Origin of the sequence: Gracilibacillus halotolerans (genome assembly GCF_014206945.1) — a bacterium.
Taxonomy (GTDB): Bacteria; Bacillota; Bacilli; order Bacillales; family Amphibacillaceae; genus Gracilibacillus; species Gracilibacillus halotolerans.
The window spans coordinates 352,062-379,037 of the sequence record NZ_JACHON010000001.1; the positions used below are offsets into that span (position 1 = coordinate 352,062).

Genomic DNA, 26,976 nt, shown 5'->3' on the forward strand with positions numbered 1-26,976 from the left:
TTTTCTTGGTTAACATCTACTATAATAATATTTAAATCGCTTACACAGGAGGGTGAGGCAATGCAAAAGTGTCACTTAGCAGTAGATATAGGTGCATCAAGCGGAAGAGTGATTGCTGGATTTATGGAAGACGAGAAGCTGCAATTAGATGTGATCCACCGCTTTCCTAATGAAATGAAAAAGAAAAACGGTCACCTAATTTGGGACATTGACTTCCTTTTTAACGAAATTAAGAAGGGAATCCAACTTAGTACAAAAAAGTACAAACCTATCACAATTGGAATTGATACTTGGGCAGTTGATTTCGTTTTACTTGATAAAGACTATCATCGATTAACAGATGCGATTGCGTACCGTGATCATCGTACAGACGGGATGATGGAAAAAGTTTTTGAAAGAATTCCAAAAGAAACGATATACGCAGAAACAGGAATCCAATTCCAGCCATTCAATACGTTGTATCAATTAGCTGCTTTGAAGGAAGAAACACCAGAAGTATTCGAGCAAGCAAACTATTTTCTTATGATTCCAGATTATTTGAACTTCCTCCTAACAGGAAAAATATCAAATGAATATACAAATGCAACTACTACGCAATTACTTGGTGCAAGCTCCAAAGATTGGTTAAACGAAGTTTTACAATCATTGGATGTACCAAAGCACCTTTTCTCGACGCCGACTGAGCCACTTTCTTCTTTGGGAGAAATAACAGCGGAATTAAAGGAAGAGTTTGGTACAAGTATAGAAGTTATTTTGCCAGGTACACACGATACCGCTTCTGCCGTAGCTGCTGTTCCATCACTCGATACGATCTATATAAGTTCTGGAACTTGGTCTTTAATGGGAGTTGAGTTAGATAAACCAATTACCTCTCATAAAGCTTTCTCCTACAATTTTACAAATGAAGGTGGAATCAATCACTCGATTCGATTCTTAAAGAACATTATGGGCCTATGGATGATTCAACAAGTGAGAAAAGAATGGGATAACAAATATAGCTTTGCAGAATTTGTGGATTTAGCATATGAAAAAGAAGATTTCCCATCTATTGTTGACGTCAATAGTGAACAATTCCTAAGTCCTTCTAACATGATTGAAGAAATTCAAGCCTACTGCAAAAACAGTAATCAACCTATACCGGTCGAACCAGGTGAGGTCGCAGCTTGTATATTTAATAGTTTAGTAGAAGATTATTGTAATACGGCAAAACAAATAGAGGAACTAACGAACAGAGAATATTCTACAATCCATGTCATCGGCGGAGGAAGTCAGAATAACTATTTGAATGAAAAACTTGCAGAAAAAAGTGGTAAGACGATCTATACTGGACCAACTGAGGCAACCGCTATTGGTAATATAATTGCACAAATGGTAGCAACAGGAGAGATATCTTCCTTTGAAGAATCTAAATCTGTTATTCAGCGATCGTTTGAAATACACAAATTTAAATAAGAGGTGGATAAAATGACAAAAGAAATCGTATTTGAACATGCAAAAGCTCAATATGAAAAATGGGGAATCTCTGTAGATGAAGCGTTTGATAAGCTTAAGAAAGTGCCTATTTCGATTCATTGCTGGCAAGGGGACGACATTGGTGGATTTGAAGTAAACCAACAAGAATTATCTGGAGGAATTGACGTAACAGGTAATTATCCAGGTAAAGCTACAACTCCTGAGGAATTAAGAAGCGACATGGAGAAAGCGATGAGTTTGATTCCGGGGAAACATCGTGTTAATTTACATGCGATTTATGCAGAGACAGATGGAAAAGTAGTCGATCGAGATGAAATCGAACCGGAACATTTTGAAAACTGGGTAAACTGGGCGAAGGAGCATGGTTTAGGACTCGACTTTAACCCAACTTTATTTTCACATGCTAAAGCAGAAGATGGCTTAACGCTAACACATCCAGATAAAAACATACGTGATTTCTGGGTTCAGCATTGTATGAAGTCTAGAAAAATAGCAGAATATTTCGGTAAAGAATTAGGAACACCTGCACTTACGAATATTTGGATTCCAGATGGATATAAAGATACTCCTAGTGACAGATTAACACCAAGAAAACGCTTAAAAGACGCTTTAGATGAAATTTATTCCGTAGAGATAGACGAAGCTTATAATCTGGACGCAGTAGAAAGTAAATTATTTGGTATCGGATCAGAAGCTTATGTAGTGGGATCACATGAATTCTATATGGGATATGCGATGCAAAATAATAAACTATGCTTATTGGACACAGGGCATTATCATCCAACAGAAGTGGTTTCTAATAAACTATCTTCCATGCTTTTATTTAGTGAAAAAGTAGCATTACATGTGTCAAGACCTGTTCGTTGGGATAGTGATCATGTTGTGACACTTGATGATGAACTAAAAGAAATAGGGTTGGAGATTGTACGTAATGATGCGCTTGACCGCGTTATTATAGGCCTTGATTTCTTTGATGCTAGTATTAATCGTGTAGCTGCTTGGACGATTGGTACGCGTAACATGATTAAATCATTACTCTATGCTTTATTAATGCCGAATGAGCATTTAAAACAATTACAAGACGAAGGTAACTATACAGAAAGACTTGCTTTATTAGAAGAATTTAAAACGTATCCATTTGGCGCAATATGGGATAAATATTGTGAAGAAATGAATGTACCAGCGCAAGAAGACTGGCTAGCCGAAGTGAAACAATATGAAGATGAAGTCTTATCTAAAAGAAATTCTTAATTAGTAACGATGCGTGAGATCATGTCTTGCGCATCCTTTTCTAACACGTGACAAATATAAAAAATGATTTAGTATTTTGATTTATGTTGATTTATGTTTGTTTATGTGTATAATTAAAGATAGATACCAAAAAGAAATAAAAACAATCAGAAGTTTTTAAGGAGGAGTTCAAGTTGGTTCAAAATATGTGGGATAATCAAGAAATGGTAAAATCCAACGGCTTAGAGTCACTAGTGTATCGTTCTAATTTACTTGGTTCAGATCGATCTGTTGTAAATATAGGTGGCGGTAATACATCTACTAAAACGATAGAAAAAGACTTTAAAGGAAATGACATAGAAGTGATGTGGGTGAAAGGTAGTGGTTCCGATCTTGCAACCATGCAAGCACAACATTTCACAGGCTTAAAAATGGAAGATATCCGTCCATTAATGGAGCGAGACGATATGACGGATGAGGATATGGTAGAGTATTTATCACATTGTATGATAGATTCCAAACATCCTAGATCATCGATTGAAACATTACTTCACGCATTTCTACCTTATAAACATGTTGATCATACACACCCAGATGCGATTATTAGTATCGCTTGTGCAGATAACGGTCAAGCAATCGCAAAGGAGATTTATGGAGATCGTTTTGTATGGGTACCGTATATTCGTCCAGGATTCTTACTTTCAAAAATGATCGCAGAAGGCGTTCAAAATAATCCTAATGCAGAACTAGTCATTATGGAAAAGCATGGGCTTGTTACATGGGGAGAAACATCGAAAGAGTCTTATGATAAAACAATTGAAATTATAAATGAAGCAGAAGCGTATATTGAAAAACAAGCAGAAACGAAAAAAATCTTTGGTGGAGAAAAATATACGTCGCTGTCTGAAGAACAAAGAAAAGAGATCTTTGCAGAGATTATGCCAATTGTACGTGGACAAGTTAGTCAAGATAAAAAAATGCTTGTCTCCTATAATGATGCACCTCAGGTACTCGAATTTGTAAACAGTAATGACGCAATGGAATTATCTCAAGTAGGTGCTGCATGCCCTGACCACCTTGTTCATACGAAGCGAGTTCCTCTATTCGTAGAATGGGATCCACAGACTGGGGATCGTGAAGAATTAATCGAAAAACTTAAGGCAGGATTAGATGCATTTAAACAGGAATATGTGGAATATTTTGACCGCAATAAAGAAGAAGGCGACGAAATAATGGAAACCGCTCCACGTATCATCCTTATTCCTGGTTTAGGAATGTTAAACACAGGAAAAAGCTGGTCCGCTGCTAATGTGAGTGAACAGTTATACCACCGAGCAATTGCAGTTATGCGAGGAGCAACAGTGTTAGGTAATTTCGTTTCTCTAAATGAACATGAATCGTTCAAAATTGAGTACTGGCCACTTGAACTCTATAAACTTAGCTTGGCACCACCTGAAGCTGAATTCTCTCGTCAAGTTGCATTCGTAACTGGCGGAGCTGGAGGTATTGGAACAGCTACAATTTATCGATTTATAGATGAAGGTGCACACGCAGTTATTGCTGATATTAACTTAGAAGGTGCACAAAATCTAGCAAATGAAATCAATGAAAAGTATGGTAAAAACCGCGCGATTGCTGTTAAAATGGATGTTACAAAAGAGGAAGAAGTACAAAAAGCTATTACAGATAGTGTACTTACGTACGGCGGAATTGACGTATTAGTAAACAACGCAGGTCTAGCAAGCTCTAGTCCATTTGAGGAAACTACGATTGATCAGTGGAACTTGAATATGAATGTTCTAGTAACTGGTTACTTCCTAGTAGCTCGTGAAGTATTTAAATTAATGAAAGACCAAGAAATTGGTGGGAATATGGTCTTTGTTGGCTCTAAAAACTCTATTTATGCAGGTAAGAATGCAGCTGCATATAGTACTGCAAAAGCGGCAGAAGTTCATTTAGCTCGAACAATTGCAGCTGATGGTGGTCAACATGGAATACGTGTTAACTCTGTTCTTCCGGATGCAGTTATTCGTGGTTCTAAAATTTGGGATTCCTCTTGGAAGAAAGAACGTGCATCTTCCTATGGAATTGGAACAGGTGATTTAGAAGAGCACTATAGAAAGCGTACAATTTTAAATGTGAATATTTTACCTGAAGATATCGCAGAATCTATAGCTTTTCTAGCTTCATCTAAAGCAGAGAAAACAACAGGATGCATGATAACGGTAGACGGCGGAGTTGCAGCTGCGTTTACAAGGTAACTAAAAAGTGGATAAGCTCTCCTTGTTGAGGGTTTATCCATTTCATGCTATTTGGGACGATAGTGAATCGTTTCTAAAAAGGGAGAGAACAGCGATGAAAGTTTCGTTATTTATAACCTGTCTAGGCGATGTTTTTAACGCAGATACAGGAGTGCATACGGTGGAATTGCTAGAACGACTTGGCTGTGAGATTGACTTTCCTCGTGCGCAAACCTGCTGTGGTCAACCTGCCTTTAACAGCGGCTATCATAAGGAGGCTGCAGAAGCTGCGAAGCATATGATTGAGGCGTTCGAACATGCAGAATATGTTGTCGGGATATCTGGTTCATGTGTTTATATGGTTCATGAATATGAGGGACTATTTGAAGAAGGTTCTGAATGGCAAATACGTGCACGTGCTTTAAAAGAAAAAACGTATGAACTAACGGAATTTATTGTTGATGTACTAGGAATAGAAGATGTTGGTGCTGAATACAATGGGGTGGCAACGTATCACACGTCTTGCCACATGACTCGTTTATTAGGGGTAAAAGAGGCACCATTTAAATTATTACGCAATGTAAAAGGTTTACAGCTAATCGATTTACCGAACCGTAGTGATTGTTGTGGCTTTGGTGGAACATTTGCAGTAAAAATGAATGATATCTCAGAACAAATGGTAGATGAAAAAGTAAATCATATAAAAGAAACAGAAGCAGACACACTTATTGGTGCGGACGGTAGTTGTCTTATGAATATCGGCGGTCGATTATCTAGACGTGAAGTACCCGTTAAGGTGATGCACATCGCAGAAATTTTGAATGCGAGAGGTGAATAAACATGCCAATGCAAATAAGTGAGCAAGGATTTAAAAATAGAGTCGAACAAGGAATCGAAGATGATTTCATGCGTGGTGCTGTTCGATCAGCGCAAGAAAGATTACAGACAAATCGTGCTATCGCAGCCGAAGAATTAGGTGACTGGGAAGATTGGAGAACATTAGGTCAAGAGATACGATCGCATACGATTGAGCACTTGGATTACTACCTACATCTACTAAGTGAGAACGTATCTAAACTAGGTGGTCATGTTTTTTTTGCGGAGACAGCAGAAGAGGCAAATCAATATATTAAAGATGTAGCCCAGAAAAAAAATGCGAAGAAAATCGCAAAATCAAAGTCGATGGTTACAGAGGAAATTTCGATGAATCAAGCACTCGAAGAAATAGGCTGTGAAGTGATAGAAACGGATTTAGGAGAATACATTTTACAGATAGATGATCATGATCCACCTTCACATATCGTTGCACCAGCTCTACACAAGAATAAATCACAGATTCGAGATGTGTTTGAAGAAAAACTTGGTTATGAGAATACAGATAAGCCAGAAGAATTAGCTCTTTTTGCTAGAGAAAAGTTAAGACAAGAATTTTTGGAAGCGGATATTGGTATTACAGGATGTAATTTTGCAGTTGCGGAATCAGGTTCTATCGCGCTTGTTACAAATGAAGGAAATGCAAGAATGGTTTCCGCTTTACCTAAGACCCAAATAACGGTTATGGGAATGGAAAGAATTGTACCAGGTTGGGAAGAGCTAGATATAGTCGTTAGTTTATTAACAAGAGCAGCTGTTGGCCAAAAATTAACAAGTTATATTACAGCATTAACTGGGCCGAAATTAGAAGAAGAGGCCGATGGTCCTGAGGAATTTCATTTAGTAATTGTAGATAATGGTAGATCAAATATACTTGGAACAGAATTTCAAGAAGCATTACATTGTATTCGTTGTGCTGCCTGTATTAATGTTTGTCCAGTTTATCGTCATGTCGGTGGTCATGCATATGGATCGATTTATCCAGGCCCTATTGGAGCTGTACTCTCCCCGTTATTAGGTGGATATGATGATTATGAAGAACTACCATATGCTTCTTCATTATGCGGAGCTTGTACAGAGGTTTGCCCGGTTAAAATTCCACTTCATGAGCAATTAATAATGCACCGTAAAAACATGGCAGAGGAAAAAAGAACGCTGCTTGCTGAACGTTTAGTAATGCAATCTTTTGGGAAGGCTGCAGAATCTCCAGCTCTCTTTAACACAGCTACTAAAATGGCGCCATTTTTAACTGCACCACTATCGAAAGAAGGTAAGATTTCGAAGGGGATAGGCCCACTCAAAAACTGGACAGATTCACGTGACTTTCCTGAGCCGAATCGGGAGCGTTTTAGAGATTGGTTTGATAAGCGTGAAAGGAGGAAGTCAAAGAATGCCTAAGGGGGAGATTTATAATCGAGATTCCTTTCTTGCAAACATACGTGTCAAAGTAGGCGGAATATCACCAGAAATTCCTGTAGAAAAACCGAACTGGTCCGTTTCTCCACAAAGAAATGTACTCCGAGGTGCAAGTCAGGATGAACTCGTTCAACTATTAAGCGATCAATGTACACAAATCCATACAGATTTCTTCATAACAACGGTAGACGATCTCCCATCTAAGCTAATAGAAGTTTTTGGTTTTTATGAAGCCGAATCTATTGTTTACTCAGATGATTCACGTTTTAGTGACTATGGTATCGAACAATATCTTATAGAGAAAAAAGCTTTTAAATGGGATAATGAATCCCGCGAGAAATCAATCGAACAATCGGAAAAAGCAGATATCGGTATAACTTTTAGCGATATCACTTTAGCTGAATCTGGTACTGTTGTATTACTAAATAATCCAGGACAAGGCCGTTCCGTTAGTTTGTTACCAGAAAAGTATATTGCGATTATACCAAAATCGTCTATAGTGAAAAGAATGACTCAAGCAACAGATATAATAAATCAGCAAGTAAAAAATAATGAAACAATTGCTTCCAGTGTTAATTTTATAACAGGACCAAGTAACAGTGCAGATATTGAAATGAATTTAGTTGTAGGGGTACATGGTCCTGTCCGTGCAGCTTATATTGTGATTGAGGATCGATGATTGTTAAGGGCCTGGTTATGAGTAATCAGGTCTTTTTGCACGTTAAAAAGCATAATTTTTAACGATAGAAGTCATTCTAAGTAAATAAAAAAATTAGGCCAATAGGATGTTGGTTACGAAGGCACTTTCACAGAACGTGGCGTAGTTAGCCTTTGTACCGTACTGTATAAATCCAACAAAGCAATCGCCTGCGCAAGGCTTGGCGCTAGCCAAATTTTCTTTATGAGTTTAATTATTACTCCTAAAGGAATTTCAGTGATAAGATAAAACTATCACTAAAGTTTGAGGAGGTTTTCTTCATGAAAGTTTTAGTAATCGGTGCAAATGGCCAAATAGGTCAGATTTTAATTGACCAGTTACAACAAAGTGAATACTACGAACCAATCGCAATGATTAGAAATGTAGAACAACAATCTAAATTCGAGGAAAAGGGTGTCCAAACTGTTGTAGGAGATCTAGAAGGTTCTGTAAAGGATTTGGAGATGGCAATGCAAGGTGTCGATGCTATTGTATTTACGGCTGGATCAGGTGGTAAAACAGGACCGGACAAAACTTTATTAGTAGATTTAGACGGTGCATCGAAAACGATAGAGGCAGCTGAGAATCTGGCTGTCAAACGTTACATTATGGTAAGTGCCATTCAAGCACATAATCGCGAAAACTGGAGTGAGCAGATTAAACCTTACTTTGTAGCGAAGCATCATGCAGATAGAATACTTGCTAATAGTACATTAGATTTCACCATTGTTAGACCAGGTATATTAGTAAATGAAACTGCTACAGGTAAGATCAAGATTGCTGAGAATCTCGAACGATCAACCATTACACGAGCAGATGTTGCAAGTACGATTGTATCTGTCTTAAAGGCTGAAAATACACTCAAAAAATCATTTGACCTTATAAACGGTGAAACAGAAATAGAGGTAGCAGTTAAAGCATTTGAATAAATCTAAAAAGTAAAAGCACAGAAGAACTAGGTTGCTACTGGCAATTTGTTCTCTGTGCTTTTTGATAGTATAAGAATGAAATTAACAATTTTAGCTTTTTCAACTGTTGATATCAAAAATTCTTCGGTCTAATAATACTTAGAATGGACCGGGTCCAAACCCTGGCCCAAAACCAGGCCCAAATCCGGGACCAAATCCTGGTCCGAAACCAGGTCCAAATCCAGGACCATGGGGAGGATGAAACGGTCCGCCAAACGGAGGATAGCCATAAGGATAACCATATGGTGGATATGGACCTTGAATAATCTCATTACCTAAGAATCCGAGTCCAAATCCTAGTAGACCAGCTCCAACAGGTCCAATGACGCGTTCATCTCGAGTAGGAAACTGTTGAGGTGCAGCAGGATAATCATGAGTTGGATAATACATACTTTTCACCTTCCATACAAAATATTCATGTTACTGATGTTAGCCTATGCAGTAGGCTTTTGTTTGGAAAGGGCGTTTACCTATACTTTTTGTATTATTCAAAAACGGCTATATTTTATTAGCTTGATGGGTGTCAATATTAAAATTGTGATATAATTATCCATAATAGAAAAGAGGTTAAAACCTATGAAGTGGATAGATGGTAAAGATTATCAATGGGAGAGTAAGGATTTGAATGATGATTGTCCTGCAGTGATTTCTTATTTTTTGGCAGAATCAAAGTCTAGCCCAACTATTATCGTCTTTCCGGGTGGAGGATATGGACATCGCGCCTATCATGAAGGAGAGCCTGTGGCGAGGTGGTTGAACAAGCTAGGCTTTCATGCATGTGTAGCACGATATAAAGTAAAACCAATTAACAAACAAGAAACGATTCAACAAGGTTTAAAAATGGTTCGCTTCGTAAGAGAGAGAATGGATAATAAACACGATCTAAAGAACAAGAAGCTTGGAGTGTTGGGTTTTTCGGCAGGTGGCCATTTAGCAGCTATGGTAAGCAATTTAGTCGAACCTGGAGAAATTGACTTTCAAATTCTATGTTACCCTGTAATTACGATGGGGCCATCCACACATGAAGGTAGTCGAAATAACTTATTAGGAATAAATGCAACTACCCGTTTAATAGATGAATTCTCCGCTGAAAAACTGGTACATTCGGAAACACCCCCAGCTTTTATTTGGTCAACTGTAAATGATTCTTCTGTTTCTGTTCGGAATAGTTTGTTATACGTAGAGTCTTTACAGAAATATAGAATTCCATACGAGCTCCATCTTTTTCAAGAGGGAAGGCACGGTCTAGGACTAGCTGTTGACCATCCATCAGCTAAAGATTGGACGAATTTATGTGCTGCTTGGATGCAGAGATATTTTATGGATTAGCAAATATAAAAAGGAGTCAGATAAATGGCAAAAGTAAAAATGCTTGTACAAACAACCTATAATAAACAATTACTTAGAAAAGGTAAGGTATATGAAGTAGCCGATGACACTGCAACCCGATGGGAAATTAGCCGAATAGCCGAGCTAGCCGATAACGAACAAACGAATCAACCTGAATAAAGAAGAGAGCGTAATCTTTTACGGAACGTTTCTTTTTGTTCTTGTGTGAATTTTTTCGGTCCTTTTGTACGTTTCCCCGCTTTTCTTGCTTTAGCATGAAGGTGACGGTCCATTAGTTTACTGTCAATATTATCTTGTTTGAACTGATAACCTAGATGATGTAATACAATAGTCTTCTTTGCTAAGCATAGTGCAGCTAAACCGTAGTCTTGGGTAACAACAAGATCATGAGGCCATATTTGTCTAACGATTGCATAATCTACAGCATCGTTACCTGTATCAATATATTGAGTTGTTACATGCTCGGGATACAAATAGGTTGAATAATGAGCATAACTTCTTACAAGAAAAACGTGAAGATTAACCTTTCCTGCCTCTTCTACAATAATGTCTGTAACGGGACAGGCGTCTGCATCTATAAAAATGCGCATCATACATTCACTCACCTTATATCGTTTATACGGGAATTTTAACTATTAATTTTTAAAGAAAGATAGGTATTAAATTTGGATGATTATTTAATAAACAAAGAAGCAGAGATGATAGATTTATTAGAACAATTCGTTAATATGGACAGTGGTTCATTAGATATTCATGAAGTAAACCAATTTAGTCGTGAGTTACAACGTTTATTTACTTGTATAGGCATGGACGTTGTTGTTAATGAACAAAAAGATGTCGGTAACCATCTTGTCATTCGTTCCAAAGAGTGTGTACACCCTTCTATCCTTATTCTAACACATATGGATACGGTATTCGAAAAAGGGACTGCTAAAAATAGACCATTTAGTAGAGATACTCATCGTGCATATGGGCCAGGTGTTATCGATATGAAAGCTAGCCTTGTTTCTATTTATTATGTCATGAAAACATTGAAAGAATTCAGTCGCCAAAGTATTCACGAAGTAGAATTACTTATCACTTCCGATGAGGAAATAGGTTCTATTTATTCAAGAGACTTAATTGAAAAACATGCTCATAATAAAAGATATTGCCTTGTTCTCGAGCCGGCACGTAAAAATGGAGCTATCGTGTCTGCTCGTAGGGGAAAAGGTAATTTTACACTCGAGGTAAAAGGAAAGGCTGCTCATTCAGGTATCGAACCTGAGCGAGGGAGAAGTGCGATAGAGGAATTAGCTTATAAAATTATTGAATTACATGATATCACGGACGAAGAAGAAGGTATTAACGTAAATGTTGGTCTCATTGAGGGAGGGACATCCGCAAATACTATCTCTGATCACGCAACAGCCCAGGTAGATGTTCGTTTTCGTACCCAAGAACAAGCGATAGAAATAGAGCAGAAATTAAATGATATCATGGCTAATACGGAGGTCGATGGAACTAAAATTAGTTTTGAAGGAGAGATTAATCGACCACCTATGGAGAAAACAGAGCAGACAGAAAAATTGCTTCGGATTATTAAGCGTGTTGGCGATGAACTCCAAATTTTTATTAAAGATACTGAAACGGGTGGCGCTTCAGACGCCTCATTTCCTTCTGCATTAGGAGTACCTACAGTAGATGGTTTAGGGCCTGTTGGTGGCAATCCACATAGAGAAGATGAATACTTGGATCTTTCCTCATTCGTTCCGCGAACGTTATTATTACTGCATGTAATAGAAGAATTAACCAAAAGATAAAGACCAAATCGAAATCCGATTTGGTCTTTATTAAATCTATCAACCTACTTTAGTACCGTTAATCGATAGATTTAAAATATTCAATAGCTGTGTTTTTTCCTCATCATTAAGTGGGATAAGTGGTAAACGCACCGTTCCGACTTCTATCCCCATATAATTTAAAGCAGTTTTTACTGGAACGGGATTTGGCGCCATAAATAATGCATTCATCTTAGGTACGAGCCATTGGTGTAGTTCACTTGCACGTTTGTTACTCCCTTTAAAATGCGCCTCTGCCATTTCACGCATTTCGTTTCCATAGATATGACTAGATACGGATACTACACCAGCTCCACCGATAGAGAGCACAGGTAAAGTTAGTTGATCATCCCCGGAATAAAGAGAAAAATTATCATCTGTCTCCCTAATAATTGTTGCCATATCGTCTAAATTCCCAGTAGCATCTTTTACCGAAACAATATTGTCAATTTTAGATAATCGGATAATTGTTTCCGGCTCGATATTAACACCTGTTCGTCCAGGTATATTATAAAGCATAACAGGTAACGTTGTTGCATTAGCGATTGCTTGAAAGTGTAAATACATACCTTCTTGAGATGGCTTATTATAGTAAGGTGCAACTAGCATGACTGCATCAACACCTAGGCTTTCCGCTTCTTTCGTCATCTCAATTGATGCGCGTGTATTGTTTGACCCAGTTCCCGCAATTACTGGTACACGCCCTGCAACATTCTCAACTACAAGTTGTATGAGGTCTAATTTTTCTTTGTTAGTAAGAGTAGGAGATTCTCCTGTAGTTCCATTGACAACAATAGCCTCTGTACCATTAGAAAGTAAATATTCGACTAGATTTCTCACTTTACTAAAATCAATGTCACCATTTTCGTTAAACGGGGTTACCATTGCTGTAATAATTTTGCCAAAATTCATTTAAAACACCTCTATCCAAAGTATTAAACATTCCATTGAATAGAGGCTATCTCTATTCCGTTTCAACAAAAAACAGTAATGATAGGGTCTCATTACTGCTTCCGTAAACGGATGCGTGAGATAGCCCTCCATATAGTAATAACTATATGACAGCACTGCATTTATTCAATGCAGAACCAGCCTGAAAAAAGGATGTACTTTTTCCCGCTTCGGCAAATCCCCCTTTCCATTATCATCGTCGGATACATCTCCTCAGATAATGTACTAATGGTCTTTGCACCTCTATTCTCACTTCAATTTAAAATTGAAGTTTATATGTTTTTGATGTTACACCCATCATAACAAATATAAAATAGGTGTGCAAGGAATGTTTTTTATAAAACGATGATCAAATTTACTGTTGTACGAACATCTTGTTATAAATATGTTGATTGTAACAAACTTATATTGTAACATTAACCATATACTTATACGTACAAGAATCCTAACTAATAACTAACTGATGATTTGAGGCGATAGAGCGATATATTAAAAAGAAATTGAAAGGAGAGTATTTATTGAAACTAATTTATCGAAAGAGATTTTGGTTAGTATTGATTATTATCATAATGATACCGTTAACATACTTAAGTATTGAAAATACGAACGTAACGAAAACAGATAAGGAAGGACAGATAGCGATGAATCCAAATTTTAAAGAAGTTTCGGTGCACGATCCATCTATTTACAAAGAGGGAGATACCTATTACGTATTTGGTACTCACGTTGAAGCTGCAAAATCTAAAGATTTAATGTCTTGGGAGAGATTTACGAATGGTTATTCGACTCCTGAAAATGCTCTTTATGGTGATTTATCGAAAAACTTAGCAGAATCATTTAAATGGGCAGGGGAAAATGACGCAGATAGCTATGGGGGATTTGCTGTATGGGCTCCTGAGATTTTCTATAATAAGGATTACCTAAATGAGGACGGTTCGAACGGAGCGTACATGATGTATTATAGTGCTTCTTCTACCTATATTCGTTCTGCGATTGGAATTGCTGTTTCTCAGGATATAGAAGGTCCATATGAATACAAAGATACGGTTATTTATTCAGGATTCACAAAAGAAGAATCGTATGATGAAAATAGTGAAGTGAATAAAAAATGGGATAATACAAATATTGCCCAGTTAATTGCCGATGGAATAGTAGACGAAGTCAGTCCAAGATGGTTTGGTGCTGGTGGCACGTATAATAATACATTATTTCCAAATGCAATAGATGCTAATCTATTTTATGATACGGATGGAAAGTTATGGATGACATATGGCTCATGGTCTGGTGGGATTTTTATTCTCGAGTTGGATAAAAGTAATGGACTGCCAATCTATCCCGGAAAAGATGGTAAGACGGAAGATGGTAGAATGGTTGACCGTTATTTTGGAACAAAAATTGCTGGTGGATTTACAAAATCCGGCGAAGGTCCTTATGTTATTTATGATGAAGAGACAGAATATTATTATTTATACGTAACCTATGGCTGGCTAGGTGCAGATGGTGGGTACAATATGCGTGTCTTTCGTTCTGAGAAGCCTGACGGTCCTTATGTAGATGCTAAAGGAGATAATGCTGTTCTACCAGGTGATGTACCTAATCATATGTATGGTAATAAAATAATGGGTAATTTCTTATTTGATCGAAAAATTGGAGAGGACAACAAAGGTTTTGGTTTTGGATACCTATCGCCAGGACATAATTCTGTTTTATATGACGAAGATAAAGAAGAAAGACATTTAGTGTTTCATACACGATTTCCAAATCGAGGAGAAGCGTTTGAAGTAAGAGTTCATTCCATATTTATGAACGAAGATCACTGGCCAGTAGCATCGCCATTTAGATATACAGGAAAAAAACTTAAAAAAGTGAACAACTCGGATATAGAAGGTGTCTATAAATTTATTAACCATGGACAAGATTATTCTGCCGATGTTAACCGTTCCACATATATTGAACTAGAGAAAAATAATAAGATTACTGGTTCTTTTAAAGGTGAGTGGGATAAAAAGAATGATTATTTTGCAAATGTTACGATAGATAACACTTTATATAAAGGTGTCTTCATCGAACAATGGGATCCAACGCAAAAAGAATATGTAATGACATTTACAGCACAATCCGACCAAGGTATTTCAATCTGGGGTAGTAAACAAGCTAGATCATCTGACAAAGAAACTGTACATGCGATTAAGGAAGAACTTGATATTGGCTCTGAAGAAGTATCCAAGGATCTCGACTTACCTAAAGAGGGCGCAAATGGAGCAACAATCGAATGGGAATCCAGTAATCCTGAAATAATTTCAAGTGATGGTAACGTTACAAGAGAAGAAAACGATATTGGCATGGTAACATTAACTGCCACCATTAAACTCGGAGAAATCTCTGAACAGAAAACGTTTGAATTAACTGTTAACCCTACCGAAGAAGCCAGCATTTCTGCTCATTACGGTTTCGAAGGTAATTTGGAAGAAAGTTCAGATAGTTTTAGTGATGGTAAAGTAACAGGCATCGAAATTAATAAAGGAGACGGCACAATTAGCTTTGACGAAGGAATATTTGGAGAAGCAGTATACCTGGATGGACAATCAGGTATAAAATTGCCAGATAAATTAGTCAATAGTTATGAATACACAATTTCTTATTGGATAAAGCCGGAAGAATTGAGCCCATTTACAACGACATTTTTCGGTGGAAGTGAAACGAAATGGCTTAGCTTCGTACCGATGGGACCAGTAGACGATAAAACGATGCTTTGGTCTGGTGAGGAATGGTACGATGCTCCAACAAGTTACCAAGTAGAAGCGGATGTATGGACGCACGTTGCCTTTTCTGTTAACCATGGTGAAGTAAAGGTTTATCTCAATGGTGAGTTAGAGTTTGAAGGAGATAACTTCCCTAACGTACTTATTGGTAATAATGCTGACTTTGCAATTGGTGTCAATCATTGGGATGAGCCGTATAAAGGATGGATAGATGAACTGATGGTGTTTAATGGTGAGCTGCAATCAGAGCAAGTTGAACAGCTCGCAACAGTAAATTAAGGCTAGACATCTGAAAATTACACAATATGATGAATTCAGAAAATACTTTAAATAAAACACAGACCAATTATAGTAAATAATGGTTTTGAATAGTATAATGGAAACTAGCAATAGCGCCTTGGGTGGCAGTCACTCCGTTTTCCGACTCTACAAGAAACAGAGAAGGGAAGGGGGGTGATAATTTGTCTGTGTATGAAGCACTGGTTATCATGATTAGTTTTGCTAGTCTTATCGTGCTGATTGTAAAAGACAAAGAATAAGCCACCCAGCTTAGCAATTTTGCTAGCAAGGTGGCACACAACTAGTTTGTGACTGCCACTTGGGCAATCTATTGTCAGACCGTTAAGGTGTTACCAGCACCTTAGCGGTCGTTTTTACTTATAACTACTATTAGTATACCCTGAATTTTTGGAAAAATAAAGCTAAAGATCATCTTTAATTGGAGTAAGCACATGTATTTATTTAATATCTGAATTATTAGAATATTCCGGATTTTTTCTCGTTACTTCAATTTAAAATATCTATACCGATAAATTCAGGGAAGATATTTCTGAATCTTTAAAAATACCGGCTATAGAGAGGAATTAAAGGATGAAAAGATTTAGCTTATTTACAAATTTTAAGAGCGTTCGTGCAAAAATTTTATTTGGTTTTGCCATTGTGATGTTATTAGTAATTATATTAGGTTTGTTTACAATATATTCTATTACTCAAACGAATCGGGATCTTAGAACTGTATTTGACAGAGAGTTACCTTTATTAGTTACAGATGAACAACTTGCGTATAACATGACACATCGAATTAGTTTAATACGTGCCTATCTACTAACGGATAATGAGCAGTATCGTAATGAATTTGAAGCTGGTATAGCAACAAGTATAGAATTAGAAAATGATGCCATTGAGAATAGTGCCTCGGATCAATTACCTGTTTTAATCGATAAAAAAATTGAATGGGGTAATGCTACTGACGAAATGTTTCAAGCGATAGATAATGGAGATAGAGAAGGTGCAATTCGTATTATGGAGGCTCAAGTGCAGAGCCAAGGTGATGAGTTAGTACAAGGATTCCATGACTTAGCGATTAAAAAAGAACAAGAAATCCAAGAGCTTGCAAAAAATATTCAACAAAATAATGAAACAACAAAGTGGTTAGCAATAATCATTTCAATACTTGTAGTCCTTTTAGGGGTCATTATCGCTAATATTACTTCCATCTCTATTAGTAAACCTATTCGAACAGTGATGGACAGACTATCAAGTATTACAACTGGTAATCTAAACCATGAACCTTTGTTAATTAGTAGTAGAGATGAAATTGGTCAGCTTATCGATTCATCGAATCAATTAAACGAAGAACTGAAAAATATATTAACGCAGATTTCAACAGTGTCTTTAACGGTATCAGCACAGAGTGAAGAGTTAACACAATCTTCTAATGAAGTAAGAACTGGATCTGAACAAATATCTATTACTATGGAAGAAATTGCAGCAGGAACAGAATCTCAGGCAAATCATTCAAGTGAGTTATCTGACATGATGACATCATTTGCTGAAGATATCCAAACAACCACTCAATATTCAGAAAGTGCGCAATCAGACACCAACCAAGTTTTATCGATGACTAATGAAGGAACAACTTTGATGAATACTTCTTTAGAACAGATGGAAAATATTAATCACCTAGTTAAAGATTCTGTAGAAAAAGTTACTAATTTAGAGACACAATCAGTAGAAATAACGAAATTAGTAGAAGTAATTCAAGATATTGCAAATCAAACAAATTTATTAGCTCTCAATGCAGCAATTGAAGCTGCAAGGGCAGGGGAACAAGGAAAAGGTTTTGCTGTGGTAGCTGATGAGGTGCGAAAACTTGCCGAGCAAGTAAATCTTTCGGTATCTGATATCTCTCTCATTGTTGGAAACATACAGAATGAGATATCGGTCGTCACCGAAGCATTAAATGAAGGATATAAAGAAACAGAGTTAGGGACTCAGCAAATTCAACAAACAAATCAAAAGTTTGTACAAATTAATGATTTTATTAAACAAGTAGAAAATCGCATTTCAATGATTTCAAAAAACATGATAAACATTTCACAAACAAGCCATCAAATGACTGGTTTCATTCAAGAAATCGCCGCAGTATCAGAAGAAACTGCAGCAGGAATTGAAGAAACGTCTGCTTCAACACAACAAACAACAAGTTCTATGGAAGAAGTAGCAGGAAGTGCAAATGATTTAGCAAAACTATCAGAAGATCTAAATGAACTTGTTCAACGATTTAAGATATAAAATACAATCTCATAAGTTGGATAATTATTGCTATTCTAGAGGATTAGAATAACACGTTTTAATCAATCCAATCAGGGTATAAAATTAAACATAACAGGGCGTTAACAATGGTTGCGAGGCTTTTCGTGATAATACAATCAAGAAAATGGAACCTTCTACCAATCCTGTTTATGTTGAAATATGTGTAATAGAACATCATTTAATAAATAAGATTATTTGGTACTAGCTTTTCCTAGAAAGCTAGTACCTTTATTATTATATGTTTTTGAAAACCCCTAGCTATGCTAGGGGTTCCGGAAAGCTTTCAGCGTGTGGTAAAAAAATACCTCTCTTCATGGTAAGATAATGTTGGTTTCCCGACCACAAAACTCACACATGAAGGAGGTACGTCCAATGAAGGACAAGAATAGTTTAGCACACACAACATAGAATTGTAAGTACCATATCGTTTTTGCACCAAAATATAGAAGACAAATAATATATGGAAAATATTGATAGGTGAACGAATTTCATAATTCCCAGCCCTTGTGTGGCAAGGGCTTAAAAACATAAAAAAGGAAGCACCTCCCCAAATCTTGTATAATGAGTTTTAACCACAAAACCATAAAAAGACAGAAGGAGTGCTCCCTTTGACCATTATACGACAACCAAGTTTATTTGGCATCCGTGAATTATATAAGATGGAGCCTACCCATCGCCCGGAAAACGTTCAAAAGTACATTTCGACCTCGTAACGCTTGTTTATAATACTTCAAAGCTGGCTGCGGATCGGAGAATGCACAATTAAATCAGCAACAAACTGCACGATTTCTGTTTTTAAAAATACAATTTAGAAATTCTGTATGTCTCTGTATTTTTAAAAAGAGCAATTATGAAATTGACTCATATGAATACTTAATTCAATAAGTAAATTAAACTCATATAATTTTATATTCTTACAATATTATGTCCTTTTTGATTATGTCCTTTTTGGGAAAGGGGCATTTTTCACTTAAGATATTTGTTAAGATGGTCTACACTAGTAGAATAGAGTGTTAATAGATGATAAGGAAGGAAAGGAAAATGATGAAGAACATATTTCATATATACAAATTAGATGTAAAAAGTATCGTCACGAATGTCATGTCACTCGTATTAATTGGTGGGCTTATATTTCTACCATCGTTATATGCATGGTTAAATATTAAAGCCTCATGGGACCCGTATGCACAGACAAATCAAATTCCAATAGGGTTCGTTAATGAAGATGAAGGTGCAAATATTCGTGGAGAAGATATAGATGTCGGACAAGATTTGGAAGATTATTTAAAAGAAGATAATAATTTTAATTGGCAATTCGTTAATCGAACGGAAGGAATAGAAGAGCTTGAATATGGAACTTTTTATGCAATGATTGTCGTACCCAAAGATTTTTCTGAAACATTAGGTTCTGTCATTCAATCAGAGCCCAAAAAAGCGACGATGGAATATTTTGTGAATGAAAAAATAAACGCTATTGCACCGAAAATAACAGATAAAGGTGCTTCTGTTATTGTAGAGGAATTGAGTAGTGAATTTATTAGTACAGTTAATGGTGTTATTTTTGAAATGTTTAATGAAATCGGTTTGGAATTAGAAGAATCGATGCCAGACATTGAGCAGTTTGAGGAATATGTATTCACATTAGAAAAAGAATTACCGAATATCCATGAAAAACTCGTTGACATGGATGATCAATTAACGAAGGCGAGTAAGATGATTGAAATCGCAACAAACAAAATCCCAGAAGCGAAAGAAGTAATGCAAAAAGGCCTAAACGCGATACATAAAACAGATACCTTTTTACAAAAAGTAGAAAGTGAAATTAAAGCTATCTCACCAGCCTTAAAAGAAGAAGTAAAAGAAATTGAAACTGTTTTTACAGATGTAGAAACGAAAAGAAATGAAATAGAAAAGGCGATTGTAGCCGAAAAGGATGCTATTGACATAGAAGCAATCGAAAAAGAACTACCAGAAATGGCTGTGCAAATCGATGAAATGATTGTTTCTTTGCAAAAGATACAAGATGAATTAACAGAACCGAACAATCAAATCGAGGAATTAATAAACAACTTGCAAATGATAAAAGAGGATATCAATCATGTCGAAAGTAAAACAGTAGATATAAAAGCATTTATCGAACAGCATGAACAATTTTATCAAGATCTACAGGATAATATTAATGTCGTCACAGAAATTGATTTACAAAAATTTGTGCAACAATATGAGGAAGAAATCGAGCCGAATATGTTAGCAGAAATCCACAAAGGACAACAAACAGTACAACAAGCGAAGGATAAGTTAACAGAAATAAATGATACAGTTCCTGAAATTGAAGCGATGTTAGGAAATACGGAGACGAAAATCTCAGAGGGGCAAGAGGCATTAGATAAATTATTTGCATCATATCCACAAATCCAAGATCGTGTGAACAGCCTTGCTGATACGATTCGTAAAGTACAAGATGAAACAGATATAAAAGAAATTGTTGAATTACTTTTAAATGATTCGGAAAAAGAAAAAGGATTTTTCGCAGAGCCTGTCGTTTTAAATAGAAATGAAGTATTCCCGGTTCCTAATTATGGAACAGGAATGACGCCATTTTATACAGTGCTTTCTTTATGGGTTGGTGGGTTATTGCTGATTTCCTTACTTTCACCGAACGTACCAGAAACAGCATTAAATTCGAAAATAACATATACAGGAAGATTACTCACATTTATATCGATTGGGTTATTACAAACATTGATTGTGACGATGGGTGATATGTTCATCATTGGTGTAGATGTAAGTCATCCAATTTGGTTCGTCATATTTGGTTTACTTATTAGCTTTGTGTTTATGTCCATCGTTTATACAGCAGTTGCCATCTTAGGAGATATCGGTAAGGCGGTAGCTATTATTTTACTCGTCTTACAAATTGCGAGTTCTGGCGGTACATATCCAGTCGTACTTCTTCCAGAATTTTTCCAGTCGGTAAATCCATTTTTACCTTTTACATATGGTGTCGATTTAATGCGTGAAGCGGTTGGTGGCATCATTTGGAGGAGAGCATTGACAGACATCGTATTTCTTATTGGGTTTGCTACCATCTCGATTTCAGCTGGTGTATTTTTAAAAGGACCAGTACAAGCAAAAATGACAAAAGTGGTTAAATCAAAAGGTGGTAGGCTGTTTCACTAAATAGGGCGAGTTTGGAATGAAATAGTTAGGTTAGAGCACGAATAATCAATTGGTGTAACAATAAATGAGCCGGTTATTCTTGTTACTAAGTGTATGACTAACTTTTATTCCAACCTCGTTTCTTTATGTAGGGCTACAAGGCTATTACAGAAATGATGAACAGTTATCAATAATTCATTCAATGAATTATATGATCAGGACTTGAGAGGAAAAAATCTTGTTCTAATAATAATTAATTTTAGTTTACATAATATATATTATAGGAAGTTGTATCGAAATATATAATCACTATCTCAAATTTAAAGTAAACTTGAGATAGTGAGATAAAATGAAAATTAAATATCCATTTTCTTTAATGGTTCGATTGCTGGACCTTCTAAAACATCTCCGTCTTTATTGAATCTAGATCCATGACATGGACAATCCCATGATTTTTCTGCGTTATTCCAATTCACTTCACAACCAAGGTGTGTACATGTCGTATCAACTGCATGTAATTTTTCGTTTTCATCTTTATATACACATACAATATTTATATCGTCACGGATCTTTGTAGCTTCCCCAGGTTTCAATTCAGACAACGTTTCGTCACCAGTTCTTATTTTCCCAGTTACGAAATCCTTTGTTACCTTACCGGTATTTTTCATAAATTCTTTCACACCCGGGTCACCGTTGAATCTTGTCGGTTTGAACAAATCTTTGTATGGACTATGATTATCTATTATTAAATCAGTAATTAACTTTGCTGCTACTGTACTATTTGTCATTCCCCATTTACGGTAACCTGTAGCAACATAGATTTCTTCCTTCTCTTTCACTTTACCTATATATGGAATTTTATCTAATGTAGTATAATCTTGTGCTGACCATTTGTACTGCCACTCTTTGACAGGAAGTGTTTCTTCTGCAAAAGCGGTCAATTTCTCAAAAGGATTAAGAGTATCCTTATATTTCCCTGTATCATGGCTTTCTCCACCAAATATCCAAACCTTTTTATCTGTTTCTGAAAAGGATCTTAATGAATGCTTGGATTTATCTATACTTAAGTACATACCACTAGGATAGTCTTCGTCTGAAGTGAAAGCAGTAACATAAGATCGACTAGGGTACATTTTTGTACTAAACATTTTCATTGGATCGTATATCGGAAAATGAGTAGCAACAACAACATGATCACATTTTATATCATATTTCTTCGTTTTAACTGTTAGTTGTGGTTCATTTTTAATATCAACTGCTAGTGTATGTTCATAAATAGGTACATTCATTTTCTGTAATGCAGTGATAAGTGCATGGACATATAATAGAGGGTGAAATTGTGCTTGTTCTGGCAATGAAATGCCTGAAAGAATTGGTATTTTATTAAATGGAAGCTCATGAATGCTTGTAACATCTATTCCTATCTTGTGGTATGCTTCCAATTCTTTCTCAAGCTTTTTTACATTATCTTCTTCATTTGTATAAAGAATCGCATCCTGAACTTCATATGAGCAATCAATTGATTCCTTCTTGATAATTTTTTTGACTTCTTCCATTGCATCATACTGACTTTTTACATAAAGGTGTGTATTTTCTATACCAAAGTGGTTAATTAATTCATCATACACTAATCCGTGTTGTACAGTAAGTTTTGCTGTAGTATGACCTGTGGTACTCCTTGCAATCATATCTTTGTCTAACAGAATTACATTTACACCTTTTTTAGCTAACAAATAGGCAGCAGTAACACCTGTGATACCTGCTCCTATTACTACTACTTCTGTCCTAGTATCCTCCCTGAGTGAAGGGAAATTAAATGTAGTTGCATTTTCAGTCCATATTGGGGAATGTTCCATGACAATTCTCCTTTATTAGTTATTGTCAATATGATTCCCAATTTATGCTCTTTATTAAACATATAAAAAAACAAAGCAACTAGGGGAATAACAATCCACCTATACGCTTTGTTTTCTATTAATAAGTAATTTAACTGTCCTGCTTACTCATTTCTTGACGATATTTTAAATAAGAAGCCTTAATGCCAGGATTCTCTTCAAAGAATTTTACAAGGCTAGCAATACTAAGTGCCATTTCTTCACCAATATGATGCTCTAATCCTTCTATTTCATTGTAAATATTGTCTGACTTTATTTCGAGTACTCGAAAGAACTCCTCTAATATATGATGCTTGTATGCAATATCTTTAGCTATTTTAATCCCTTTTGGGGTAAGTATGAACCCACGATATTTTTCATAGACACCGAGACCTTTTTCGTCTAACTTTTGCATCATTTTTGTAACGGAGGAAGGTAAAACATCTAGTGAGGAGGCAACGTCTGTTGCTCGTGCATATCCTTTTTGTTCGAATATTAAATAGATTTTCTCTAGGTAATCTTCCATACTAGGTGTAGGCAAATGATTCCCTCCCTTTAACTTTGATATCTATTATATCTCAATTCAGCTTTTTATCCAATCTTCTCCTATACATACCTTTTTAATCTTTTCTAAACGTTAAGAAAATTGGAGCATCTTGTCTCATACAATAGCTAAAAATAAAAGACAGAGACTGTTTAATGTCTCCGCCCTTCATCCTTTATAAAATTATTCTGTTAAACCATTATATATGGTTTCAATATTCCATTCCATCATTTTTAAATACGTATCGCCATCTTCTCCTGGTTTACCTAATGAATCCGTAAACACTTCTCCCTTAATATCAGCTCCTGATTCATTTGCAACCATTTCCATACTTCGAGGATCGATACTAGTTTCTACAAATAACGCCTCTAGTCCATTTTCTTTAATAATATCTACAATTCTAGTAACTTGTTCCGGAGTACCTTGATTCTCCTGATTTATTTCCCAAATATACTCAGCATCAATTCCATATGCGTTACTAAAATATTTAAAGGCACCCTCACTCGTCACTAAAACATTTTTACCGTCTGGCAGATTACTAAATTGATCAATCGCTTTTTCGTGTAGTTCTTCGAGTTCTGCTATATAGGATTCAGTATTTTCGCGATAAATCTCTTCATTATCTGGATCGATGGAAATGAAAGCATCCCTAGCATTTTCAGCATATTTGATTCCATTTTGTATATCTAACCAAGCGTGAGGGTCTTCTTCTCCTTCATTACCTTCCGTTGTTAAATACATTGGTTCCACACCTTCACTTACTCGGAAAACAGGAGCATTATCACCAGTTTTACCTGCTGTCTCGACTAAGTTATCAAACCATGAGTTTCCAGCTTCTAAATTCAATCCATTATAAAAAATAGCGTCCGCATCTGTTGATTTTTGCACATCTTCAGGGAGTGGTTCATATTCATGTGGATTCGAACCGATAGGAGCCAAGCTATGAATCTCAACATGTTCTCCCCCAACGTTTTTTACAATATCATAGATAATCGAATACGTCGTTACTACAAGTAAAGTATCCTCTGAATCGTTTGTTCCTTTTGCTTCTGCTTTACTACTGCTATTATCGTTGTCGGCACATCCAACTAACAATAATAAGGTGGATATAATCCCTAAAAAAATAAAGAAACCTCTTTTTTTCATCCTATTACATCTCCTTTTTAATAGATATTGAATTTGCTTTAGAACGAAAGCTTCTCCAAAGTAATCCGTGTTTAGGTGATAAGAAAAACGCTAAAAGAAATATCGCCGTCGCTACTACTACAATGGCAGCTCCCGATGCTAAATTATAAATAAAACTAAAATACAAACCAATAATAGACGAACAAGCGCCAATAATTGCTGATAAAGTAATCATGGTCGATAAGCGATCTGTTATTAAGTATGCTGTAGCTGCTGGTGTAATAAGCATTGCAACTACGAGCACAATACCGACTGTTTGCAAGGATGCTACCGTGGCCATAGTGAGTAAAGTCATTAATATATAATGAATTAAATTCTTAGGAAGTCCATATGCCATGGCGATTGTCGGGTCAAATGATGTGAGTAATAATTCTTTATATAAGAAGTAAATGGCACCAATAACAATGACACCAACAATTAGTGTAATCCACATATCCGTTGTTCGTACTGCTAATACATTACCAAACAAGATATGATAAAGATCCGTACTGCTTTTTAATAATGTAATGAGGATTATCCCCAAAGCAAATGCTGCCGTAAACATAATTCCAATGGAAGTATCGTGTTTAATTCTACTGTTCTGACTTATAAAACCAATTCCTATAGCGGTTAATAAACCCGTAAATATAGCGCCAAAAAAGAAATTAATTCCTAGCATGTATGAGATTGCGACACCTGGTAATACAGCGTGTGAGATGGCGTCGCCCATTAGAGACATTCCTCTTAGAATGATAAAACTCCCAACTATCCCACAGATAATTCCAACCATTATAGAAGTAAGTAAAGCTTTTTGAAGAAAATTGTATTCAAGTAAAGCATCTAAAAATTCCATTATGCTTCCACTCCGATTTCTTTTAAGAAAGTTAATTCTCTCTCGTAAGCTTTTAACATAATGCTAGGTTGCAAAACAGTCTCTGTACTTCCCATATGAATAAGCTCCTTATTTAGTAGAATTAGTTCATCAAAATAATCATTTGCTTTACTTAGATCATGATGTACAACTACAATCGTTTTCCCTTCATCTCTTAACCTCTTTAATAATTGAATAATCATCTCCTCACTTGTCATATCAATCCCTACAAATGGCTCATCTAGCAAAAATATCTCAGCTCTTTGCGCTAACGCTCTAGCGATGAATACACGCTGTTGTTGTCCTCCTGATAGTTCACCTATTTGATGCTTATAAAATTTTTCCATACCCACTTGTTTAAGACATTCCATAGCCCAATCTTTTTCTTTTTTACCTGGACGGCGAAATAGCCCTAGTTCTGGATATGTCCCAATAAGAACAGTATCTAAGACGTGAATTGGAAAATCCCAATCGATTTCACTTCTTTGAGGCACATATGCCATTTTTTTGCGCATATGTTTCACTTTTTTTCCGAAAATCTTAACCTCACCCTTGTCAAAGGGAATCAAATGTAGAATGGCTTTTAGTACTGTTGACTTACCTGCACCATTAGGTCCTATAATTCCAACTAATTCTCCTGAACGAATAGAAAATCGAACCCCACTAACTGCTGGCTTACCAAAATAAGAAACAAATAAATCTGACACTTCTATAGAAGTTGTCATATGAACATACCACCTTTCTCCAAATATTTTTCCCTTAGGAAACTTTATGTTTAAAAAAATATATTAAAGCTTTAGAGATATTATATTTTAAGCTTAATTATTAAGAGTTAATTTTAATAAATAATAAAATGATAAGAGTAAAATAGCTAAAAGGCATAATCTTTCCTTTAGGCAACATTTCATATTAATCATTATATTACCTAAACGATTTTTTGTAAACAGTTAAATTTGTTTCCCTTTGGAAATTTTTCAGTTTACAACAAA

Annotated in this window: 22 protein-coding genes, 1 pseudogene and 1 riboswitch; of the genes and pseudogenes, 15 read left to right on the forward strand and 8 right to left on the reverse strand. The window is 36.0% G+C overall.

Annotated elements, in window-relative coordinates:
* Window positions 1-60 precede the first annotated feature (60 nt).
* The 7 genes from rhaB to GGQ92_RS01715 all read left to right on the forward strand — a co-directional run bounded on the left by rhaB (window position 61) and on the right by GGQ92_RS01715 (window position 8,858).
* Complete coding sequence (gene rhaB / locus GGQ92_RS01685; protein ID WP_184243920.1) at window positions 61-1,452, forward strand: rhamnulokinase; 1,392 nt, start codon at window positions 61-63, stop codon at window positions 1,450-1,452.
* A 12-nt stretch (window positions 1,453-1,464) separates the two neighbouring features.
* Window positions 1,465-2,724, forward strand: a complete 1,260-nt coding sequence (rhaA, locus tag GGQ92_RS01690; protein WP_184243922.1) for an L-rhamnose isomerase — start codon at window positions 1,465-1,467, stop codon at window positions 2,722-2,724.
* A 173-nt stretch (window positions 2,725-2,897) separates the two neighbouring features.
* On the forward strand, window positions 2,898-4,964 hold the full coding sequence (locus tag GGQ92_RS01695; RefSeq protein ID WP_184243924.1) for a bifunctional aldolase/short-chain dehydrogenase: 2,067 nt from the start codon (window positions 2,898-2,900) through the stop codon (window positions 4,962-4,964).
* Between the two features lie 94 nt (window positions 4,965-5,058).
* On the forward strand, window positions 5,059-5,781 hold the full coding sequence (locus GGQ92_RS01700) for a (Fe-S)-binding protein (protein ID WP_184243926.1): 723 nt from the start codon (window positions 5,059-5,061) through the stop codon (window positions 5,779-5,781).
* A gap of 2 nt (window positions 5,782-5,783) precedes the next feature.
* On the forward strand, window positions 5,784-7,214 hold the full coding sequence (locus GGQ92_RS01705) for a LutB/LldF family L-lactate oxidation iron-sulfur protein (protein WP_184243928.1): 1,431 nt from the start codon (window positions 5,784-5,786) through the stop codon (window positions 7,212-7,214).
* Window positions 7,207-7,911 (forward strand): LutC/YkgG family protein, encoded by a 705-nt coding sequence (locus GGQ92_RS01710; RefSeq protein WP_184243930.1) that lies wholly within the window; start codon window positions 7,207-7,209, stop codon window positions 7,909-7,911. The genes GGQ92_RS01705 and GGQ92_RS01710 overlap by 8 nt, the downstream gene beginning before the upstream one ends.
* Before the next feature lie 299 nt (window positions 7,912-8,210).
* Window positions 8,211-8,858, forward strand: a complete 648-nt coding sequence (locus tag GGQ92_RS01715) for an SDR family oxidoreductase (protein ID WP_184243932.1) — start codon at window positions 8,211-8,213, stop codon at window positions 8,856-8,858.
* Window positions 8,859-8,996: 138 nt separating this feature from the next.
* Here the strand turns inward: GGQ92_RS01715 and GGQ92_RS01720 are convergent, their stop codons facing one another.
* Window positions 8,997-9,287, reverse strand: coding sequence for a hypothetical protein (locus GGQ92_RS01720; RefSeq protein WP_184243934.1), 291 nt, complete (start codon window positions 9,285-9,287; stop codon window positions 8,997-8,999).
* A 186-nt stretch (window positions 9,288-9,473) separates the two neighbouring features.
* Between GGQ92_RS01720 and GGQ92_RS01725 the strand changes: the two genes are divergently transcribed.
* Together GGQ92_RS01725 and GGQ92_RS01730 are read left to right on the forward strand one after the other, a co-directional pair.
* Entirely contained in the window at window positions 9,474-10,226 is a 753-nt protein-coding gene (locus GGQ92_RS01725; RefSeq protein WP_184243936.1) for an alpha/beta hydrolase, read from the forward strand.
* A 24-nt stretch (window positions 10,227-10,250) separates the two neighbouring features.
* Window positions 10,251-10,406, forward strand: coding sequence for a hypothetical protein (locus tag GGQ92_RS01730; protein ID WP_184243938.1), 156 nt, complete (start codon window positions 10,251-10,253; stop codon window positions 10,404-10,406).
* Here GGQ92_RS01730 and GGQ92_RS01735 read toward each other — a convergent pair.
* Window positions 10,394-10,837, reverse strand: a complete 444-nt coding sequence (locus tag GGQ92_RS01735; RefSeq protein WP_184244757.1) for a YaiI/YqxD family protein — start codon at window positions 10,835-10,837, stop codon at window positions 10,394-10,396. The genes GGQ92_RS01730 and GGQ92_RS01735 overlap by 13 nt on opposite strands.
* A gap of 75 nt (window positions 10,838-10,912) precedes the next feature.
* Between GGQ92_RS01735 and GGQ92_RS01740 the strand changes: the two genes are divergently transcribed.
* Window positions 10,913-12,049 carry a M20 family metallopeptidase gene (locus tag GGQ92_RS01740; protein ID WP_184243941.1) on the forward strand — a complete coding sequence of 379 codons (1,137 nt, stop codon included), beginning with the start codon at window positions 10,913-10,915 and terminating at the stop codon, window positions 12,047-12,049.
* 39 nt (window positions 12,050-12,088) lie between these two features.
* On the opposite strand, the gene dapA is transcribed toward GGQ92_RS01740, so the two are convergent.
* Window positions 12,089-12,979 carry a 4-hydroxy-tetrahydrodipicolinate synthase gene (gene dapA, locus GGQ92_RS01745; RefSeq protein ID WP_184243943.1) on the reverse strand — a complete coding sequence of 297 codons (891 nt, stop codon included), beginning with the start codon at window positions 12,977-12,979 and terminating at the stop codon, window positions 12,089-12,091.
* A gap of 113 nt (window positions 12,980-13,092) precedes the next feature.
* Window positions 13,093-13,272, reverse strand: a riboswitch (Lysine riboswitch).
* Window positions 13,273-13,587: 315 nt separating this feature from the next.
* On the opposite strand from dapA, the gene GGQ92_RS01750 reads away from it, so the two are divergent.
* The 5 genes and pseudogenes from GGQ92_RS01750 (at window position 13,588) to GGQ92_RS01765 (ending at window position 21,555) form a co-directional block, all read left to right on the forward strand.
* Window positions 13,588-16,059 (forward strand): LamG-like jellyroll fold domain-containing protein, encoded by a 2,472-nt coding sequence (locus GGQ92_RS01750; RefSeq protein ID WP_184244759.1) that lies wholly within the window; start codon window positions 13,588-13,590, stop codon window positions 16,057-16,059.
* A gap of 122 nt (window positions 16,060-16,181) precedes the next feature.
* Window positions 16,182-16,319, forward strand: coding sequence for a putative holin-like toxin (locus GGQ92_RS16660; protein ID WP_221437191.1), 138 nt, complete (start codon window positions 16,182-16,184; stop codon window positions 16,317-16,319).
* Between the two features lie 331 nt (window positions 16,320-16,650).
* Window positions 16,651-18,354, forward strand: a complete 1,704-nt coding sequence (locus GGQ92_RS01755; protein ID WP_184243945.1) for a methyl-accepting chemotaxis protein — start codon at window positions 16,651-16,653, stop codon at window positions 18,352-18,354.
* Window positions 18,355-18,747: 393 nt separating this feature from the next.
* Window positions 18,748-18,843 (forward strand): annotated as a pseudogene (locus GGQ92_RS01760) (transposase); the annotation flags it as partial.
* Between the two features lie 573 nt (window positions 18,844-19,416).
* Entirely contained in the window at window positions 19,417-21,555 is a 2,139-nt protein-coding gene (locus GGQ92_RS01765) for a YhgE/Pip domain-containing protein (protein ID WP_246383881.1), read from the forward strand.
* Window positions 21,556-21,890: 335 nt separating this feature from the next.
* Here the strand turns inward: GGQ92_RS01765 and GGQ92_RS01770 are convergent, their stop codons facing one another.
* The 5 genes from GGQ92_RS01770 to GGQ92_RS01790 all read right to left on the reverse strand — a co-directional run bounded on the left by GGQ92_RS01770 (window position 21,891) and on the right by GGQ92_RS01790 (window position 26,712).
* The gene (locus tag GGQ92_RS01770) at window positions 21,891-23,390 is read right to left on the reverse strand and encodes an FAD-dependent oxidoreductase (protein ID WP_184243947.1); all 1,500 of its coding nucleotides are present in this window, start codon (window positions 23,388-23,390) and stop codon (window positions 21,891-21,893) included.
* Between the two features lie 130 nt (window positions 23,391-23,520).
* The gene (gene mntR, locus GGQ92_RS01775; RefSeq protein ID WP_184243949.1) at window positions 23,521-23,949 is read right to left on the reverse strand and encodes a transcriptional regulator MntR; all 429 of its coding nucleotides are present in this window, start codon (window positions 23,947-23,949) and stop codon (window positions 23,521-23,523) included.
* 186 nt (window positions 23,950-24,135) lie between these two features.
* The gene (locus tag GGQ92_RS01780; protein WP_184243950.1) at window positions 24,136-25,098 is read right to left on the reverse strand and encodes a metal ABC transporter substrate-binding protein; all 963 of its coding nucleotides are present in this window, start codon (window positions 25,096-25,098) and stop codon (window positions 24,136-24,138) included.
* Between the two features lie 4 nt (window positions 25,099-25,102).
* Window positions 25,103-25,969, reverse strand: a complete 867-nt coding sequence (locus tag GGQ92_RS01785) for a metal ABC transporter permease (RefSeq protein WP_184243952.1) — start codon at window positions 25,967-25,969, stop codon at window positions 25,103-25,105.
* The gene (locus GGQ92_RS01790; RefSeq protein ID WP_184243954.1) at window positions 25,969-26,712 is read right to left on the reverse strand and encodes a metal ABC transporter ATP-binding protein; all 744 of its coding nucleotides are present in this window, start codon (window positions 26,710-26,712) and stop codon (window positions 25,969-25,971) included. The genes GGQ92_RS01785 and GGQ92_RS01790 overlap by 1 nt, the downstream gene beginning before the upstream one ends.
* Between the last annotated feature and the right edge of the window lie 264 nt (window positions 26,713-26,976).